This window comes from Paenibacillus sp. IHB B 3415 (assembly GCF_000802655.2).
Classification (GTDB): domain Bacteria; phylum Bacillota; class Bacilli; order Paenibacillales; family Paenibacillaceae; genus Paenibacillus_AQ; species Paenibacillus_AQ phytohabitans.
This window is the reverse complement of the sequence record NZ_JUEI01000056.1, coordinates 75,460-93,419: the sequence shown is the minus strand read 5'-3', so window position 1 is coordinate 93,419 and position 17,960 is coordinate 75,460. Positions and strand designations below refer to the sequence as shown.

General features: G+C 44.0%; 20 protein-coding genes. 2 read left to right on the top strand and 18 right to left on the bottom strand.

Annotated features, from left to right (window positions below):
* Positions 1–361 precede the first annotated feature (361 nt).
* The 10 genes from pseI to QW71_RS22950 all read right to left on the bottom strand — a co-directional run bounded on the left by pseI (position 362) and on the right by QW71_RS22950 (position 11,582).
* Positions 362–1,414 carry a pseudaminic acid synthase gene (gene pseI / locus QW71_RS22995; RefSeq protein WP_039304340.1) on the bottom strand — a complete coding sequence of 351 codons (1,053 nt, stop codon included), beginning with the start codon at positions 1,412–1,414 and terminating at the stop codon, positions 362–364.
* A complete protein-coding gene (gene pseH, locus QW71_RS22990) occupies positions 1,392–1,964 on the bottom strand; it encodes a UDP-4-amino-4,6-dideoxy-N-acetyl-beta-L-altrosamine N-acetyltransferase (RefSeq protein ID WP_039304337.1) in 573 nt (190 codons plus the stop codon). Before pseH ends, pseI begins: the two co-directional genes overlap by 23 nt.
* Positions 1,951–3,027, bottom strand: a complete 1,077-nt coding sequence (pseG, locus tag QW71_RS22985; protein WP_039304335.1) for a UDP-2,4-diacetamido-2,4,6-trideoxy-beta-L-altropyranose hydrolase — start codon at positions 3,025–3,027, stop codon at positions 1,951–1,953. The genes pseH and pseG overlap by 14 nt, the downstream gene beginning before the upstream one ends.
* 176 nt (positions 3,028–3,203) lie before the next feature.
* Positions 3,204–4,973, bottom strand: coding sequence for an N-acetylneuraminate synthase family protein (locus tag QW71_RS39140; protein ID WP_039304332.1), 1,770 nt, complete (start codon positions 4,971–4,973; stop codon positions 3,204–3,206).
* A 16-nt stretch (positions 4,974–4,989) separates the two neighbouring features.
* Positions 4,990–6,189: a UDP-4-amino-4,6-dideoxy-N-acetyl-beta-L-altrosamine transaminase gene (gene pseC, locus QW71_RS22975; RefSeq protein ID WP_039304329.1), complete on the bottom strand. Its 1,200-nt coding sequence runs from the start codon at positions 6,187–6,189 to the stop codon at positions 4,990–4,992.
* Positions 6,186–7,151, bottom strand: coding sequence for an NAD(P)-dependent oxidoreductase (locus QW71_RS22970; protein ID WP_039304325.1), 966 nt, complete (start codon positions 7,149–7,151; stop codon positions 6,186–6,188). The genes pseC and QW71_RS22970 overlap by 4 nt, the downstream gene beginning before the upstream one ends.
* Positions 7,152–7,162: 11 nt before the next feature.
* Entirely contained in the window at positions 7,163–8,167 is a 1,005-nt protein-coding gene (locus QW71_RS22965) for an SDR family NAD(P)-dependent oxidoreductase (protein WP_039304322.1), read from the bottom strand.
* 22 nt (positions 8,168–8,189) lie between these two features.
* Positions 8,190–9,611, bottom strand: a complete 1,422-nt coding sequence (locus tag QW71_RS22960; protein ID WP_039304319.1) for a hypothetical protein — start codon at positions 9,609–9,611, stop codon at positions 8,190–8,192.
* Between the two features lie 41 nt (positions 9,612–9,652).
* On the bottom strand, positions 9,653–10,426 hold the full coding sequence (locus tag QW71_RS22955; protein ID WP_039304317.1) for a glycosyltransferase family 2 protein: 774 nt from the start codon (positions 10,424–10,426) through the stop codon (positions 9,653–9,655).
* Positions 10,427–10,607: 181 nt separating this feature from the next.
* Positions 10,608–11,582 carry a glycosyltransferase gene (locus QW71_RS22950; RefSeq protein ID WP_039304314.1) on the bottom strand — a complete coding sequence of 325 codons (975 nt, stop codon included), beginning with the start codon at positions 11,580–11,582 and terminating at the stop codon, positions 10,608–10,610.
* 109 nt (positions 11,583–11,691) lie between these two features.
* On the opposite strand from QW71_RS22950, the gene QW71_RS22945 reads away from it, so the two are divergent.
* Positions 11,692–12,129 carry a hypothetical protein gene (locus QW71_RS22945; RefSeq protein ID WP_039304311.1) on the top strand — a complete coding sequence of 146 codons (438 nt, stop codon included), beginning with the start codon at positions 11,692–11,694 and terminating at the stop codon, positions 12,127–12,129.
* A gap of 191 nt (positions 12,130–12,320) precedes the next feature.
* Positions 12,321–12,470, top strand: a complete 150-nt coding sequence (locus QW71_RS40575; protein WP_160311833.1) for a hypothetical protein — start codon at positions 12,321–12,323, stop codon at positions 12,468–12,470.
* A gap of 246 nt (positions 12,471–12,716) precedes the next feature.
* On the opposite strand, the gene QW71_RS22935 is transcribed toward QW71_RS40575, so the two are convergent.
* The 8 genes from QW71_RS22935 to sigG form a co-directional block, all read right to left on the bottom strand.
* Positions 12,717–13,202 (bottom strand): DivIVA domain-containing protein, encoded by a 486-nt coding sequence (locus QW71_RS22935; RefSeq protein ID WP_039304308.1) that lies wholly within the window; start codon positions 13,200–13,202, stop codon positions 12,717–12,719.
* A 165-nt stretch (positions 13,203–13,367) separates the two neighbouring features.
* The gene (locus QW71_RS22930; protein ID WP_039304306.1) at positions 13,368–14,150 is read right to left on the bottom strand and encodes an RNA-binding protein; all 783 of its coding nucleotides are present in this window, start codon (positions 14,148–14,150) and stop codon (positions 13,368–13,370) included.
* Positions 14,151–14,154: 4 nt separating this feature from the next.
* The gene (locus tag QW71_RS22925; protein ID WP_039304304.1) at positions 14,155–14,424 is read right to left on the bottom strand and encodes a YggT family protein; all 270 of its coding nucleotides are present in this window, start codon (positions 14,422–14,424) and stop codon (positions 14,155–14,157) included.
* 7 nt (positions 14,425–14,431) lie between these two features.
* Entirely contained in the window at positions 14,432–14,875 is a 444-nt protein-coding gene (locus tag QW71_RS22920; protein ID WP_039304302.1) for a cell division protein SepF, read from the bottom strand.
* Positions 14,876–14,886: 11 nt separating this feature from the next.
* Positions 14,887–15,570, bottom strand: coding sequence for a YggS family pyridoxal phosphate-dependent enzyme (locus tag QW71_RS22915; protein ID WP_039304298.1), 684 nt, complete (start codon positions 15,568–15,570; stop codon positions 14,887–14,889).
* Positions 15,571–15,573: 3 nt separating this feature from the next.
* Positions 15,574–16,431 carry a peptidoglycan editing factor PgeF gene (gene pgeF / locus QW71_RS22910; protein WP_039304296.1) on the bottom strand — a complete coding sequence of 286 codons (858 nt, stop codon included), beginning with the start codon at positions 16,429–16,431 and terminating at the stop codon, positions 15,574–15,576.
* Between the two features lie 195 nt (positions 16,432–16,626).
* A complete protein-coding gene (locus QW71_RS22905) occupies positions 16,627–16,971 on the bottom strand; it encodes a YlmC/YmxH family sporulation protein (RefSeq protein WP_039304293.1) in 345 nt (114 codons plus the stop codon).
* A gap of 165 nt (positions 16,972–17,136) precedes the next feature.
* On the bottom strand, positions 17,137–17,919 hold the full coding sequence (gene sigG / locus QW71_RS22900; protein WP_039304289.1) for an RNA polymerase sporulation sigma factor SigG: 783 nt from the start codon (positions 17,917–17,919) through the stop codon (positions 17,137–17,139).
* Between the last annotated feature and the right edge of the window lie 41 nt (positions 17,920–17,960).

Sequence of the window (17,960 nt, the reverse complement as noted above, 5' to 3'; positions counted from 1 at the left end):
GGGCGAGACAGCGCTCGCGATACCACCCTAATTCTGCACCTCACGCACATCCTTAGGGGAGTGTATTCAGTACAATCTCAGTTCCGCATGCAGAAATGCCACACGGGTCCGGGATAACGTCCGGCAGACGACATAGCTTACACACGTATGCATATACGCTTCAGCTTAGCTTCTAGGGGAGGATCTTCCGGCAAGGCGTGAACGATCGGCTCGCAGCAAACACCGACTCTCTGGAGAACGTTACCTTATCGTACTTGTCCCGTCATCGAATTTCGATTCAATGGATTACAGATATGTTCTAGTTATAGTCTGTTTAGAACCAATTGTCAAGATCCATAGGCCCGGAACCGGGAGGGCCGGGTTATAATAACTGCTCCCAGCTTACCGGAGTGCCGAGGGGAAGATCCTTTTTCATTTGTTTTCCTAACAGCAGGTCGTAGTATTTCGGATCTAAACCATATCCTGGACGAATCACTTTAATATTATCCCCCGTCAGCACTTCACCAGCCTTTATATCCTTAGATATATATATCGACCGTCTGAATTGAAGTGATTTCTCCTCTTCCTTCGTGGAACCGATGGAAACTCTGCCGAGTGCCCTCCAGGCCGTATCCGTCTCTCTCACGAGGGAAGCAAATTCCCCGGGCTCCAGAGAAAAAGCCGCATCCACCCCGCCTTCATCACGGTTAAGAGTAAAATGCTTCTCGATGACTGTGCTGCCTAGTGCTACACTTGCAACAGCTGCTCCAATTCCCAAGGTATGGTCGGATAAGCCAACCTGACAATGAAACACTTCTCTCAAATACGGAATGGTGTTCAGATTTGAGTTTTCGGGCGAAGCCGGATAACTGCTTGTGCATTTTAATAAGATGAAATCATCGCAGCCTGCATCCGTAATTGTTTTCACTATATTCTCAATTTCGCCGAGCGAAGCCATTCCTGTAGAAATAATCATCGGCTTTCCTTTGGAGGCGACTTTTCTGAGCAACGGGATATCATTATTTTCGAAAGAGGCAATTTTATAGCAGGCAACACCCAGGGTCTCCAAAAACTCAAGCGAGGTTTCATCAAACGGTGTACTGAAGGGAATCATCCCTAGTTCCTTGCAGGCATCAAATATTCTCCCGTGCCATTCCCAAGGGGTATACGCCTCCTTATAGAGCTCAAATAGAGACTTCCCTTTCCAAAGCCCGTTGGATTCCGGAATCATGAAATCTCTCTCCTGGATATTCAGCGTCATCGTTTCAGGTGTATACGTTTGAATTTTAAACGCGTGTGCTCCAGCCTTGGCCGCCGCCTTAACCAGCTCAAGCGCCCGATCCAGAGACTGATTATGATTGCCGGACATTTCCGCGATGATAAAAGGAGGATGCCCGCTTCCTATACACCGGTTACCGATCGTGATTTCCTTCATTTGCTCTCTGGGCCTCCTCTTTCAGCAATTCACTTTGCTTCTCCCATTGTTCCTTAAATACTCCCATCAACACGACATCTACATATTGGTTGTTTTTGCATATTTGCTTAACCAGCCTGCCTTCTTCAGTAAACCCTAATCTGCGGTGATAGGATAAGCTCTTACGGTTAAAGTCCAGGATTTGAGCACATACTTTCCTCATACATCTTTCTTTGAATATTAAATCTAATGCTAAGATCCCCATGACCTTTCCTGAGCCGCGGGGACAGGCCTGATCCCCAATATAAAATCCCCATTCACAGGTTTTGTTGTTGAGATCGATTTGTGAAAAGTTAACGAAACCAATGGGTTTCTTTTTATATAAACACAGCTTCGCCAGTTTACTTGCATCCTTGTCTAAGGACTCAAACCATCGGTAATGCTCTTCTAACCGGATGCAATCACCATGCTTCATAAAAGGACGGATATGATCTGCATTACGCCATTCCAATACAAGCTTCAGATCCTTTCGATCTACATTCTCCAGTCTATAGTCGTTAATGTCTGCCATTGTCCCCTCCCATAATCATCTCTATAACATCATTAAATTTATCTTCTCCCATAAGCTGAAGCGCTTTGTCCGATATCCCTTTTACCAATGACGGGCTGGCAAGCATAGTGTTTATTCCGTGCTCAATCTTTATCGTTGTGACTTCAGCACTAACACCCAAGCAACAAGTAGCCCCTTGATCATGCACCAGCTTTGTTATCTCCCTTTGGTTAGCTGCAGTTATAATTGAAAGGGAAGGTAATCCCAAATAGCACCGTTCCCAGGTTGAGCTTCCGCCTGCTCCGATTGCAAAGTCGGCCTTCCTCATTAATGCAGCCATGTATTCAATCTGACAATGAAAAAACACATTTTTCATAAGGCTGCATATTCGTTGGATAACCTCTTTTCTTTTATTCATTTCGCCTACTACGACATCAATATACAGATCAGCAGAATGGAATTTGCTTAATGCCTGTAATGCTTTTAAGGTTTCATTGGTAGGATCTGTGCCGCCAAAAAACACAAGAATTCTGTTTATCCTTCCGTCACGCTCAGCTAACTGCATCTTAACTGACCGAAATTCAGGCCGGAGTATTGCATAAGGAGTACCCACGAATTTCACGCAGCTGGCTGGGACTAAGTCCTGGTAACGGTCCTTTGCATATGAAATATTGGGATCCAGCAAAATGCTGCACTGATGGGGCCGGTCCGCTAAGTCATCAACTACAACAATCTGCGTCACGTACTCCTCTATTAATCTCTCCCATCTTTGATCGATTCCATAATGGTCAATGATCAAGCAATCGACATGCGGGAATTTGACAAGTATTTGCGCTGTGTCCATCGCATCTGTTTGTAAGTCCACTTGCAGCCAGGATGCATAAGCTCGTTCACTTGGCAGAGGCAGCAAAAATACAGGATAGCCCTTGTCCGTTATATAACTTGCGAGATTCCCAGGTAAATCACGGCATATGAATGAGACTTTCGCTCTCCTGTGTTTAAATTCATTGGCAAGTGCCAGACAACGCATGACATGACCAGTGCCCATTTCATATGAAGAATCGACTCGAAAGACTATATTCATTGTGGGGTCCTCCTGTTACCATGCCGTCCAGCCACCGTCGACAGAAATATTCTCACCTGTTATCCATTAATTGTTCCATCTAAGCCCTTTAACCAATTCTCTTCACTCATTGTGGCTAGTTTACCCGGCGAGCTAAATGCGGCATTATTTACTAAAATATCAATGCTCCCGGTGACTTAAATAAACCTTGTCGCTTTATTCAACTCGTTAATTAGTGCCGTATCATCCAACCATTTCATCTTGACTCCCTTATTAATATCAATCAACATCGGGTTTTTCAACAAAAAAGACTTTAATTCTTCAAAGTAAAGCGGCCTTTTCCCAACATCTAAATCTTTATATATTTTCTCGAATAATTCCAAATCCTTAGCTTCATCCAGTGTCAATCTCCAATTCGGAAAAATCCATTGATCAGGAATAACGATAGAGTTTACATTGAACAGAGTAGGATTATTCATAAAATAAAAAGACAGATATTCTGTATAAGTGCGGTCCTCTGAATTTTGTAATAATCCCAATAATCTTTCAAGCGCTTCAACTGTAATCACATCACCAACAGTACCCATTGTAGATTCCTTTGCATGGCTGAAATCGGCTCCACTGTTTATATGGTGATCTATTAAAAAGGCAAGGATTTCTGGTGAAACAGAAGGACAGTCACCTGTGACACGAACAACAATATCTGCATTTGTTTCTTCAGCAGCTCTAAGCATTCTTTTGGCAACATCTATTGGATCTCCAGTTACTATTTGTACCTTATGATCCAAGGTGAAATTCGTAAGGGGTTGATCCTCTGGAAGATCAGAGGTTGCCAGAATTACTTGGTCACAATTAGGGACTGCTAAACAATTGATTAGACATCTTTCAATTGAAGGGACACCGTTTATAGGAAGCAGAGCCTTTTGCCGAAGTCTTGTTGATTTCAACCTGCAAATCACTACAATACAAACTTTGGGTTTATTTACCATGTCCGGGGTGATTGGTGTATCAGCGGGAATATATGATTTTGAGATAAGCGGAAATCGTTCTGAAGCGTTTTGTGCCATAAATGCATTAGGTACGGAAGATCGTTTATATCTTATTTTTTCAACTGTAATAATCTCACCTGTGCTAATACCTTTTCTGGAAACTATTTTTAAAGAAGAATCCTCAAGATACTTTCTTTCTGATTCTTTGATGTCCAAGCTGCCGAATACAATCTCTGCTCTGCGTAACTTCTCCACCATTACTTTGAACTCTAGAGGTTCCAGCGCTGAATAATAATCAAGCCCTTTACTCGAACGACCAATGGTAATATGCTTCTCAATGATTCCTGCTCCCAATAAATAGGCATAAACAGGCAGGTCTATGGCCATTTCATTGTCAGCATCTTCGTGATCAGCAAATCCAACGTCCAATTGATATTTTTGTTTCAAGTAAGCGAGACGTCTTAGATTTGAATCTTCTGTTCGCGTAGGATATCCTTGAAAACCATGCATTAAAATAATTTGACCCTTAAAGTTATTTTTAATGTAGGAAAGTTGTTTATCAATTTCTTCTTCATACCAACCTCCCACACCAATTAATACTGGTTTTTCAAACTTCTTTAAAGCTTGAATTAATGTATTGGACTGTATTACTGTTGTTGGTAATTTTAAACCATCAACTAGACTTTCAAGTTCAGCTAATACCTGGACTCCCCATTCATCGTATATATCCACCCAAACTTCTAATCCCAGACCTTTCGCGAGTTTTAAGGAATCGGCCCATATGTTCTTATCGATAGACAAATCAATATAAGTTTGATAGTAGGTAAAGTCCGGTGTAGCTATACTGTCATATTTAAACCATTGAAATTTCACACCATCCGCGCCGCTATCTGCGGCAGCAATAATCAATTCTGTCAGCCTGGCGGGGTCGCCCAAATGGGCATTAGCAATTTCAGCAATGACTTTCACTTTTGCCACCTTGACCACTCCTTCTTTATTTATTGGAATAATGGCTTATCACCTTCTTCACAGCCTCAACAACATCCATCACATCGCGATGATCCATTCCCGCAAATAAAGGGAGGGTAATAAATTCTTCATAACAGCTTTCAGCAACCGGACAAATTCCCTTTTGAAAACCTAAGCTTTCGTAATAAGGGTGAAGATAGACTGGGATGTAGTGGACATTCACACCGATATTTTCTTTTTGCAGTGCTTGAAATATCTCTTTCCTGCCGGCAGTCAGTTTGGAGAGTTGAAGCCTGATAATAAACAGATGCCAGCTCGAATCAACATAGGAACGCTGATGCGGGAGAAGGATTTCTTCGATGGGGCTCAGTTTCTGGGTATACCATTCTGCAAGCTGCTTGCGCTTCTCTATGAAGCTTCCGATTTTGCTTAATTGTGATGCGCCTAGTGATGTTTGAATGTCTGTAATCCTGTAGTTAAACCCTAGAAATTGCATTTCATAATACCAGGGGCCATGATTGCCCCTTAACCGGCTCTGATCCCTTGTAATGCCATGCGTTCGAAATTGCAGCAGTTTCTCATAGTACAACGGGTTATTCGTTGTAATCATTCCGCCTTCTCCCGTTGTTATATGCTTTACTGGATGAAAGCTGAACATCGTCATATCCCCAATAGATCCAATGCTTTTATTCCTGTACTTTGCACCGAGCGCATGTGCAGCATCTTCAATCACAATTAAGTTATTTTCACGTGCGATTTGAATGATTTCATCAAGCTCAGCCGGCTGGCCTGTGAAATGAACCGGAATGATTGCTTTTGTTCTGTCTGTGATGTTTTCCTTTATCCGGGCTGGATCCAGATTATAAGTTAGCGGATCAATATCGGCGAATACCGGCTTGCCTCCTTGGTATAACACACAGTTAGCTGAGGCGGCAAAAGTCATTGGCGTTGTAATGACCTCATCCCCCTCGCCAATCCCGGCAGCATAGCAGGCACCATGTAGTGCTGCAGTTCCGCTTGAAAATGTCACAGCATACTTCGCGCCTGTAAATTTGGCAATTTCAGATTCAAATCGCTCAATCGCAGGACCACTCGTCAGGAAATCACTTCGTAACACCTTAACAACCGACGCAATATCCTCCTCATCGATGACTTGTTTTCCATAAGGTAAATAGCTGCTGCGTACTGGAGTTCCACCGTGGATTGCTAATCTGCTTGGGCTCATGATTTAAAACGCTCCTGTCTATGAAAGGCTGATTGTATCCATTGCTCAGTCTGTTTTATTCCCTCTTCAATCGTTACCTTAGGTGTCCAGAACAGGGTTTTTTCAGCTTTTTGAGAATTACATAACAGCTTTTGGATCTCACTTTGCGGATGAATATGGGGAATATGATGAATAGGCGCTTGCCCGTTTGAAATAAGCTCTGCTAAATGATTGATGGTAATATCTTTTCCTGTGCCTGCATTCACGATTTCTCCATGTAGCTGATCACTGTAACCCGCTTCAACCACAAAATCAGCACAATCCTCTACGTATACTAAATCTCGTGATTGTGTGCCGTCTCCATAGATGTTTAGGGATTCGCCTTTTAATTTATTATGAATAAAGATGGCTACAACTCCGCCTTCACCGCCGGTTCTCTGAAATGGACCATACGTATTGAACGGTCTCACAACAACAACTGGTAAACCGTATGCGAAATAATAGGATAACACCATATTTTCAGCAGCAATTTTGGCTCCGGCATAGGGGGAAGCAGGTTTGATAGGAGATTGCTCATCAATTCCATGTTCATCGCTTGCTCTGGCGTAAACCATGCATGTACTCATAAAGACTATTTTCACTTGCTGCTTGCGGCATTCTTCCAGTAAATAAAAGGTAGCCACAGTGTCATTGTTGAACGTTGTTTCAGGATCATCGATACTGTCTTGAACATTGATGCTTGCGGCAAGATGGTAACACAGGTCAAATGGGGTCTCCCGGAACAACTCCATTAATGATTCCCGGTCTTTGAGATCCATAATTTTGACCCTTTGCAGATTTTCATTGCCCGCAAACTCGTTCAAATTATCAAGTGTGGAATTTGCTAAGTTATCTATTACCCATACGTTGTGTCCATCCCTTAACAAACGTCCAACGACCCATCTGCCAATAAAACCGGTGCCACCGGTTACTAATATGTTCATATTAACCTCCACTAGATTAAATTTTGTTCAATCGTTAACTTCCGCACTTGTTCCTTAGTCAGCGGGATCGCTCCTTCGGAGCTATAGGTACCTGGTTCCGCTCTGCTTGCTTTCCCGTATAATTTTTTCGGGGCAAACGGAGAAGGGACAATATATAAATGGGGTAACTCATAAGCAATCAATGATTCGTCATACGTCATTAGCTCTTCATATCTTTTTTCACCAGGCTTCAAGCCAATTTCAACGATTTCAACCGCGGACGGATCAAGCCCGTATTTCTTCGGCGTTTCTTCCACGACAATCTCTGCTAAGTCCTTTAGTTTTATCACTGGCATTTTTAGAATAAACGTTTCTCCGCCTTTAGCTATTTGCAGTGACTGAATGGTAAGCTTAGTCGCCTGTTCTAACGTCATCATAAATCTTGTCATGGATAAGTCGGTTACGGTAATAGCTTTGCCTTCCCTGACTTGCTTAACGAATAAAGGTATGACCGAACCTCTGGAGCCCATCACATTCCCAAACCGGACAGTACAGAATACGGTTGTACCTGAGCCCTTCAAATATTCTGCAGAGGAAATAAGCTTCTCAGCGGATAATTTGGTTGCCCCATAATTGTTGGTCGGAGAAATGGCTTTATCTGTACTTGTGAACACTACTTTTTGCACGTTTTGTTGCTTCGCTGCTTTTATCACGTTATACGTGCCGACAATATTCGTAAGTACAGCCTCAAAGGGGTTATATTCACAAAAAGAAACATGCTTCATTGCTGCTGTATGGAACACGTAATCCATATCCTCCATCGCATCTGACACACGATCATAATCACGGATATCACCTATCAAGTAACGAAGCTTTGAATTTCCATTCACTTCATTTTGCAGCTCGAATTGTTTATACTCATCTCTGCTGAAAATTCTAATGACCTTAGGGTCCTCTTGTAAAATAAGCTTCACAATGCTTTTCCCGATGGTGCCTGTTCCGCCGATAACCAGGATTTTTTTATTCCTGAAAAACATATCTCCCCTCCTCCCTTTTCATTTATTCAGGTCTTACACCGATCAATTGGTTAATCAAATTTGAAAGCTCTCTGCCAGAATGTTGTGTTGTATATGAATTTAATAAAAACTTGTTCTTCACAGCTTCATAGTTTAATTTCTCTTTATTACTTGAATAATATTTAGATACTATTTGTGTTAACTCGGCTGGCTCTTTCTGAACATAATTATCCAGGGAATTATAATATTCGTATTCACGATTTGCCTGAACGAAACGATAGACAAAAACGGGTTTATTAAACAAAAGACCTTCCAATGCAACGGTAGTAAGTGTCGCGATGACACCGTCTGAATTCATAATCAAATCACGTGTATCTACTTTTCTATCTTTGATAACATGGACGGAATTATATTTCAGTTCCAAATCCGTATAGATTGAAATCAGCTTTTTTGAAAGCTCCCAAGGATGAGGTTTTATGATTAATTGAAATTTCTCATTAGCAGCCAACTCAGTGATTAGCGTTTGTATCTTATCTGCATCTAAGTTAGGCCCTGTGGCAAGTAATAACGTAATTTTATTAGGGTCAAGATCGTATGTCTCAATAAAGGCAGCCTTTGATGGCTGTGGAGAATTGAAGATATCATCATAGCGGGGGTGACCGATAACAGCGATTCGTTTTTCCTCAAGCCCTCTGTCCACATACCATTTTTTTTCGTATTCTCCATATATCCCGATATGACTAGAGAAAACGGGAATAAACGCTTCTTCCCCCATTAAGATCCCGTGCTGCAAACAAACGCTGGGAATTCCTTTCATACCTGCAACGATGGCCAGGGTTCGGCTGACAACATCTTCTGTCGTACCCATGATTACAACTGCTATCGGAATTTGATCATAAAGATGAACAACAGTATCTATTGCATCTACAATACCGGGAATCCGCTTAAGGAAGGTTTGGCTAAAAAAAGGATTGCCAAAAGCAGGATGTCCTGCGTGTTCAGCTACAATTGAAGCTGCTATGCGGATTAATTCTTCTGATGCACAGCCTGTTTCCCTCTTATAATTACCGATGCATACATTTGGAATCCCATAATATTCAGCCGCCCTGGAACGTGACAAAATCATCGTATGCTCTCCGCTAAAATGGTCACTTATTGTTTTCTGCGAAATTCTTGTATAGTCCAGATTGATCAATATCTTTCCATTTGCATTCGCCTTATAAGGCTGATATAAAGGTGCGACCATCGTTTCGAAAAAGGGTTGAATCTGGTTGGGTTGGTTAATGCCCGAATCGTTTAATTTCATCACGAAGTCTTCTCGCCCCATATCGCTTCTAAGCTCATCATTAATTTGCTGATAGAAATTCGTCATGAGGGCAATGGGGATGCCTCTATATTTTAAATCCTTAAACACATTGATGAATTCGCTATAGAGAGACCAGTAATTAGACAGATAGATAGACACTCCGTTTTCCCCTCCTCATTACATCGGCTCCGGCAGACCTTTTATTTTTTTTGCTTCATTAACCGCAGTTCTTCTCTGAGCTCTTTACAGGTTCTTTGAGGCGGCAGCATTTGTATAAATTGACTCTTCTCTTCTTGCTGCAATTGATAATGAATGGATAATTCTGTGATATAGTTATCATCTAAAATATCCTCGATCGGGTAGAAATCCCAGAATTGATTCAGCCGCCAAAAAAAACGGCCGTCCCCTATTCTATAAAACTCCGGATTCTCATCCCAGTATGAGCCGAATTTTTCTTTGATTACCGGAAGAATGGATCTTCTATGCATGATGGAGCAATGATCGATTTGGCATGGTGCTACCGAAACAACCTTCTTTGCCGGTCTTAGCTGGTTTCTCGTGATCTCATTTTTATCATTCAAATAATTGACTAATGACGCAGAATAGACAATCATGACCTCCGGATTGCTCTCTAAAGCATTCACCATTTGTTCCAGTCTGGTTTTTCTATAACAGTTATCATCCGTTGCATATGAAATATAATCACCCGAAGCTTTCACCAGGGCTTCATTGATTAGAGCAGCATATCTAACCTTCTCCACTCTTTCAGTCATGGTTTGAATATTACTTTGATAGAATTGGATTCTCTTATCCTTCAGAAAAGGCTCAATGACTTTCATTGTTTCTGCATTCGAGTTATCATCCATCAAGAAGAGCTCAAAGTCGGTACAGGTCTGGTCCAGAATGGATTGAATGGACTTTGCGATATATCCGGCCTTATTGTAACTGGTCATGATTATAGATACCTTTGTCAATATATATCCCCCCCTTGCTGTTTACTTGCTATAGTATGTTTTAATAATCAAAAGGTAATAGGTTAGAAGACTACATTTTCAATGAATTACATAATGCTGTACCGCATATACGCACACACAAATAAAAAACGCTTAACAGTTTTCCTGTTAAACGTTTTTTTATCCCGGGACCCCGAGGTCTTTAAGATTGAATTTTCATCAACAAATGATGAATCCGGTGCTCAAACGTATGTGAAGTCAGAACACGTTTTCTAGCTTCTTCAGCAATTTGTTTGCGTTCTTTGTCATGTGCAATATAATAATGAATCTTCTCAAGTAAATCAGGCTTATCCAGATAAGAAATCACTTCTTTACTTCCATCAAAATAATTTGCCAGCTCTTCTTTGAAATCTGTAAGCTGGAATGCTTCACAACTGGCAGCGTCAAAGGTACGGTTGTTGATACTTTTAGCAATAATACCTATCCGATTTTTATTGTATTTCTCATTAGAAGGACGGTGGGAATTCAATACGATTTTAGAACCATTATAATAATTAACAACTGTTTCCGGCTTCACCCACGCATTCACCAGATCTATATCCCGGTTAGCATTTTGTATCCATTCATTATAATACTTGCCCCACCCTCTCCCAACGATCTGAATTCGATATTCTGTTTTCTCTAACAAGAACTCAACAAGCTCAATGCGGTTACTATAAGGCACCCCCACTAAACAAATATCACTTGTGAACTCTTCAGAGACTAAGGTGGGATGAAATATTTCCGGATCCGTTCCCAGCGGCAGATGATATACCTGTGGATGGCCAAGTTGTTGATATTGTTCTAATGCAGCTTGATCAATCGTGAAAATGGAATCAAAGTAAGGGATTAGCGGAACAGTCCAATCCATATAATAAGGATCCTCCGTCATCCAGACGGCCGACATTACTTTTGATTGTTTTATGAATTCCAGCATAGGCTTAGAGATTTTCAAGCCGGCCATGACCAAAATTAGATCTGGCTGCAAAGATTCTTTCTTAAGCTTTAATGCATTCAAGCCATTATTTAATGTAAAAGCTTCACAATGGTGACCTGCGTTATGTAATGCTTCTACTATATTTTGCTCAAAAAAGTAGTACACCGCCCGAAAACCTGAAGTAATAAAAAGAATATTCATTTTTATTCCTCCCTGTAAATTCTGTGACTATCAAATTAATAGGACTTTGCCACAAACATAATAGTCATAAAAACATATAATGATCTTATGAATAAGTGGAGGTGAAAATATGGCACATACCTTGGTTGAATTCGCCAGAAGTGTTCAAACCAATCTCGACAATGGAGTTGTTATCCCAATTAATGCAACACCAACCTTGATATTAGCATTTGGTCTGAGTGTTCCTACTGCAACTAATTTTGTAGAGCTCACTACTACAGCAGGCTGGCAGGTGACGAACGTTTTTGCTACACCACCAGATCAGCCAAAGCTATTGCTTCAAGTCCTTATGGATGGAGTTGTTGTTGGCAGTGCTGAGCAAGAGTCCATTTCAAACGATGAAGATGAACCGCTTGAAATGACCACAACGTTCCAGACCATTCTTACGAATGTATCCGTCGGATTCCATACAGTTCAAGTGTTTGCCTCGAATCAGGAGGATCTTCAGGGAGATATCACTATAACGGGACCTGTTAATATCACTGGTAAAGTATATGCACCTGCATAAACATCTTATAATTCAAGTAGAAACGGATTTGCCGTCCTTTTATAAGGACGGTAGCGTTTCAGCGAGAAATAGAAGGATAAGTTATCGTGTGAAACATATAAATTCTTATATTTACAAAAAAACTCCTTTGTAGAAGTCTTGTTTATTCTTGAACAAACAAGATTTCAAACGATGAAGATGAACCGCTTGAAATGACCACAACGTTCCAGACCATTCTTACGAATGTATCCGTCGGATTCCATACAGTTCAAGTGTTTGCCTCGAATCAGGAGGATCTTCAGGGAGATATCACTATAACGGGACCTGTTAATATCACTGGTAAAGTATATGCACCTGCATAAACATCTTATAATTCAAGTAGAAACGGATTTGCCGTCCTTTTATAAGGACGGTAGCGTTTCAGCGAGAAATAGAAGGATAAGTTATCGTGTGAAACATATAAATTCTTATATTTACAAAAAAACTCCTTTGTAGAAGTCTTGTTTATTCTTGAACAAACAAGGTCAACATCTTCTACTTAGGAGTTTTGTTATTCACAAGCTGTCTGAATCGTCCCGGAGGTTCGGATCATAAGACTGTATCCGTGCTCAAAGCGCGTTCTCGCTTACCTCGCGGCTCTCCAGCGCATTCCAGTCATCCTGCGACAGCAGCTCCAGCTGGGCTTCCAGCAGGGTCCGGAAACGGGTGCGGTAGATTGAAGCCTGCTTGCGCAGCTCTTCTGTCTCGATCGCTACCTTGCGGGATTTGGACAACGCCTCGTTGATGATCCGGTCAGCATTTTTTTCCGCTTCCTTGAGGATCAGCTGTGACTCTTTTTTGGAGTTGTTCTTCACATCATCTGCAGCCTCCTGAGCCACGATAATGGTCTTGGACAGGCTTTCTTCAATATTGACAAAATGATCAAGGCGTTCCTGAATGGATAAAAGCTGGTTGTGCAGCTCTTTGTTCTCACGAATAACGCTTTCGTAATCCTTAATGACCTGATCCAGAAATTCGTTGACCTCATCTTCGTCATAACCGCGGATTCTCCGAGAGAATTCCTTGTTATGTATATCGAGCGGTGTTAATGGCATGCTGTGCACCTCCTAGAAATTTCGGACATCCATTGTCCCTGAACGATAGTCTGTCCGGAAGACAAAGATGAAAGACTGCTTGCTTGGATATCCCCAAAAGTGAAGGGGGGTGTTTCCCTTGAGAATATCAATTTCGACAAGCACGCCTGTAATCCTGCTAAGAATTCAGACAAATTTGCCTACCAGAATCCGGTAACGACCTTTCTTAGTCAAGCTGCCGATCTCCAGCACCTTGAACCGTCCGAAGCCCTGGATAGAAACTACATCACCGTCTTTCAGACTACAGGACGGATCTTCCTCCACCTTCCAGTTCACCCGCACACGTCCGGCTTTGATGGGAGCCAGAATTTTGCTCCGGCTAAGCCGGGTCACATCCGCTGCAATTCCGTCAAGCCTCAGGGAAGCCACGGTGAAATCCATCGTTTCCAGCTTAACCTGGCTGCTGCGTAAGCCGGATAGCGGCAGTATCTCTGTACTAACGTTAATCCGGTGTACACCGGTCAGATTCATGGACAGATAATCGGCGATATCCTCAGCTACCACAACGTGACAGCCGTCCTCTAGCACATGAATATCACCGATCTTGCCTCTTTTGATGCCCAGTCCCAGGATGGCGCCCATATAATCACCATGCTCCAGCGCAAGGAATTTCTGCTCCCCAGAGGTAATGGCCAGCACCTTCAGCTCCATGTCCTCACCCGTGAGATCACGGTAATCCGGCGCAACCATAGCCCGCTTCCGCTCGGCATCGTCAGAACCGCCCTCCCAGCGTATAATGACATCGGGGTGGCGGTTCACCAGGCTCTGCAGTATATATCCCTGACGGGGATCGAGAAATTCGGTCAGCTTGGTCTCATGGTACTCTCCTGCATTCGTAACCCATTCCCAGGCCTTGTCCACAAATTGCCGTTCATCCGGGTGGAAGTGGCCGTAAATTTCATTCTTCATGTGATTAGCCGAACACCAGGGCCACAATGGAATGAAGCCCGCCTACCGCAAACCGGAGCACGACAATCGCAATAATCGGGGAGATATCAATCGTTCCGAAAAGCGGAGGAATAATCTTCCGGAATGGCGTAAGATACGGCTCGACAAGCTTGCCGAGCAGCTCACCGATAAAGTTCTCACGCAGATTAGGCAGCCAGGACATGAGAATGTATACGATAATCATGTAATAGTAAATTGTAAATAGGATGTCTATAATTGAAGATATTTGATCCAAAACCTGCTCACCTCATTCTGTTGTAGTCTTGATCGTCACCAAGAATTTCTGTTATGGAGCCTTGGATTTCCACTGTATCTGGAGTGCACATAAATATATTGCCCCCAATCTTGGATATTCCTCCACCCAGGGCATAAACCGTTCCGCTTAAAAAATCAATAATCCTCATTGCCTGGTCGTTACGCACCCGCTGCAAATTAATAACTACCGTGCGGTGCGCACGCAGATGGTCGGCAATCTCCTGGGCCTCGTCATACGAACGCGGCTCGTAGAGCACAACCTTCACATTTTTTTGCGAATGGATACTGACGACGTTGGCCCGCTGATTTTTGCGTGTTTCTACAGGGGCGGGTTCGTATTCATCCTCATCACGGGAAATTTGCTCCCGCTCCACTATTTCCTCTTCCTCCTGCAAACCCAAGAAGCTCATAAACCGGTTCATCACGCCCATCAATCTCCCTCCTAATGACCTACTAGTACCGTACCCAGGCGTACCCGGGTGGCTCCTTCCTGTATCGCCACTTCAAAATCATTCGACATTCCCATCGACAGCTCTTGTATAGGCTCAGGTGTCAAAGCAAGCTGGTTAAGCGAATCACGCAGCTCGCGCAGCCCCCGGAATACGGGACGGGTAAGCTCCGGATCTTCCTCATGCGGGGCCATGGTCATCAGTCCGATTACCTTCACACGGCTTAGCGGGGCGATGTCCTTCAGGAAACCCTCCACCGCTTCGGGCGGCAAACCGAACTTTGTATCTTCTCCGGAAATATTCACCTGCAGGAACACCTTAACATCCAGTCCGGCAGCGTCCGCCTTCTTGTGGAGTTCCCGTGCCAGCGATAGCCGGTCGAGCGAGTGTATATATTCAAATTTACCGATAACGTCTTTTACCTTATTGGTCTGCAAATGCCCGATAAAGTGCCAGATTCCCTTGTGTCCAAGCGCATTCCATTTAGGCTCTGCATCCTGCCAGCGGCTCTCGGCAATCTCCGTGAGCCCTGCTTCCAGTACAGCGGCTACCGTGTCCAGAGGTACATATTTCGTCACCGCGATAACCTTGACGTCACTTACATCACGGCCGCTGACCGCGCAGGCCTGTGCGACACGTTCCAGGGTGATAGCGATTCTTTCCTGTAATGAGGCCAAAATTCAACTCTCCTTTATTCCGATCCAGCTCGTCATTCTCCCTGTAACCCCATTTTCCTTGCGGTACGAAAAGAACAGATCACTGTTACAGCTTGTACACCAAGATGTACATTCGATATGAGTCGGCAATATTCCTGCTTTTATCATAATGCGTTGATTCATTTCTTTCAAGTTAAGCATACTTTTGCTGCTGTCCTTATCCGAGCTTCTATATAAGTCCGGCGCCCCTTCCACCATCATCAGCGGGTTCAGCCCGGCCTCCAGCCGGCGGACATGGTCCATTACATAATCATCTACCTCGTAGCAGCATTCGCCAATCGAAGGGCCTATGGCAGCCTGGATATCCTCCGGACGGCTTCCATACTCCTGTTTCATTCTGTCCACCATCGCTGCTGCGATCTCTGCGACAGTCCCCTTCCAGCCTGCATGTGCCAGCCCCACAACACTGTGCAAGGGGTCATAGAAGTAGAGCGGCACACAATCCGCATAAAAGGAAGTCAGCAGCACACCCGGCACATTAGTCAGGAGCCCGTCGGTAGCCTGAAAAGCTGTAGACCGGTCCAGGCTGCCTTTTCCGCGGTCCTGTTCTGTAATTACCGCTATATCCTTACCATGGGTTTGTTCTCCGCAGGTCCAGGACTGGAGCCCGAAACCAAGACTTTCCGCCAGCAGCCTCCTGTTGCTGAGCACAACAGCCGGATCATCACCGACATGAAACGCACAGTTGATGCTGTCATACGGCTTCGTACCGCTGCCGCCCTCTCTGCCTGTGAATCCTGCTGTGATTGCATTATACTTCTCACGCCACGGCTCCAGATGAAGCAGCATAGGCGTTCCGTCACTCCGCATAAACGGTTCCATATCTTCACCTCCGCTTAAGTGTAACACAAACTCTACCCCACAAAGTGATGTTACGCTCCGATGCCTATCCAAGTACTTTGCGGGGGCCCCGAAAACCTGCCACACCAACTCAGCCCCACAAAGTGATGTAACGCTGCACACTCCTGAACCCCCCCTGTGCCTTTACCCATATACGCAGAAAAAAGACGCACCCGATCAATAAGTGCGCCGCTCGCTGCGTTCCGGCCGCTCCAGATACATCATCTCCCGCTCTTCCTGGCCCTGAGGCATCCGGGATTCCTCAATCTTCACCAGGACGACATCGGCACCGATCTTGACGATATTCCGCCACGGGATAATCAGATCCGCACCGCCTCCGAACAGTCCCATGAACCTTGTATATCCCGGTACGATAATGGCATCAATAACCCCGCGGCGCAGATCCAGCTCCAGATCGCTAATCTGTCCGAGCCGCTTGCCGTCGACAATATTAATGACATCCTTGGTTTGAAAATCAGAGATTTTCATCTTTTTGCCTGACCCTACGGAATCTTCATTCATCCTGCCACCCCTGTACATTCAGACCTATAGCTCCAGTATATGTCCTTAAGGCTTGGCAACATGTCTTAATTCATTGCCAGCCTTCGCCGTAACATACAAAAGGATACCCCGGGCAGCCGCTCACGCGCCTTCCGGAATATCCCACGCTTATCTATAGCCTGCTGTTTAAGACTTCACATGCTTTTGCATTTGCTGGATAGCCGACTTCTCAAGCCGCGATACCTGCGCCTGTGAGATCCCAATCTCATCCGCTACCTCCATCTGGGTTTTACCTTCAAAGAACCGCATGGACAAAATACGTTTCTCGCGCTGTCCCAACCGCTGCATGGCTTCACGAAGAGCAATCTCTTCAATCCAGGATACATCTTTGTTCTTATCGTCGCTGATCTGATCCATCACATAGATCGGATCACCGCCGTCATGATAGATCGGCTCGAACAGGGATACCGGGTCCTGAATAGCATCAAGGGCAAAGACGACATCCTCTTTAGGTACACCGAGCGCTTCTGAAATCTCGAGGATCGTCGGTTCCCGCGAATTCTGATTGGTCAGGCTGTCGCGGACCTGAAGGGCCTTATAGGCAATATCCCGCAGCGAGCGCGATACCCGGATCGGGTTGTTGTCACGCAAGTAGCGGCGGATCTCTCCGATGATCATCGGCACCGCATAGGTAGAGAACTTGACATTCTGCGATAAATCAAAATTATCGATGGCTTTCATGAGTCCGATGCAGCCTACCTGAAACAGATCATCCACGAACTCCCCACGATTATTGAACCTTTGAATTACGCTAAGAACAAGTCTAAGGTTACCATTTACCAATTTCTCTCTGGCGGATCGCTCGCCCTGCTGCTGCAGCGAAGTGAACAATGCCCGCATTTCCACGTTCGTAAGAACGGGTAGCTTAGCGGTGTCCACACCGCAAATCTCGACTTTATTTCGGGTCATGATGATTTACCTCCCAAGGAGAAACATTACTGTACATTATC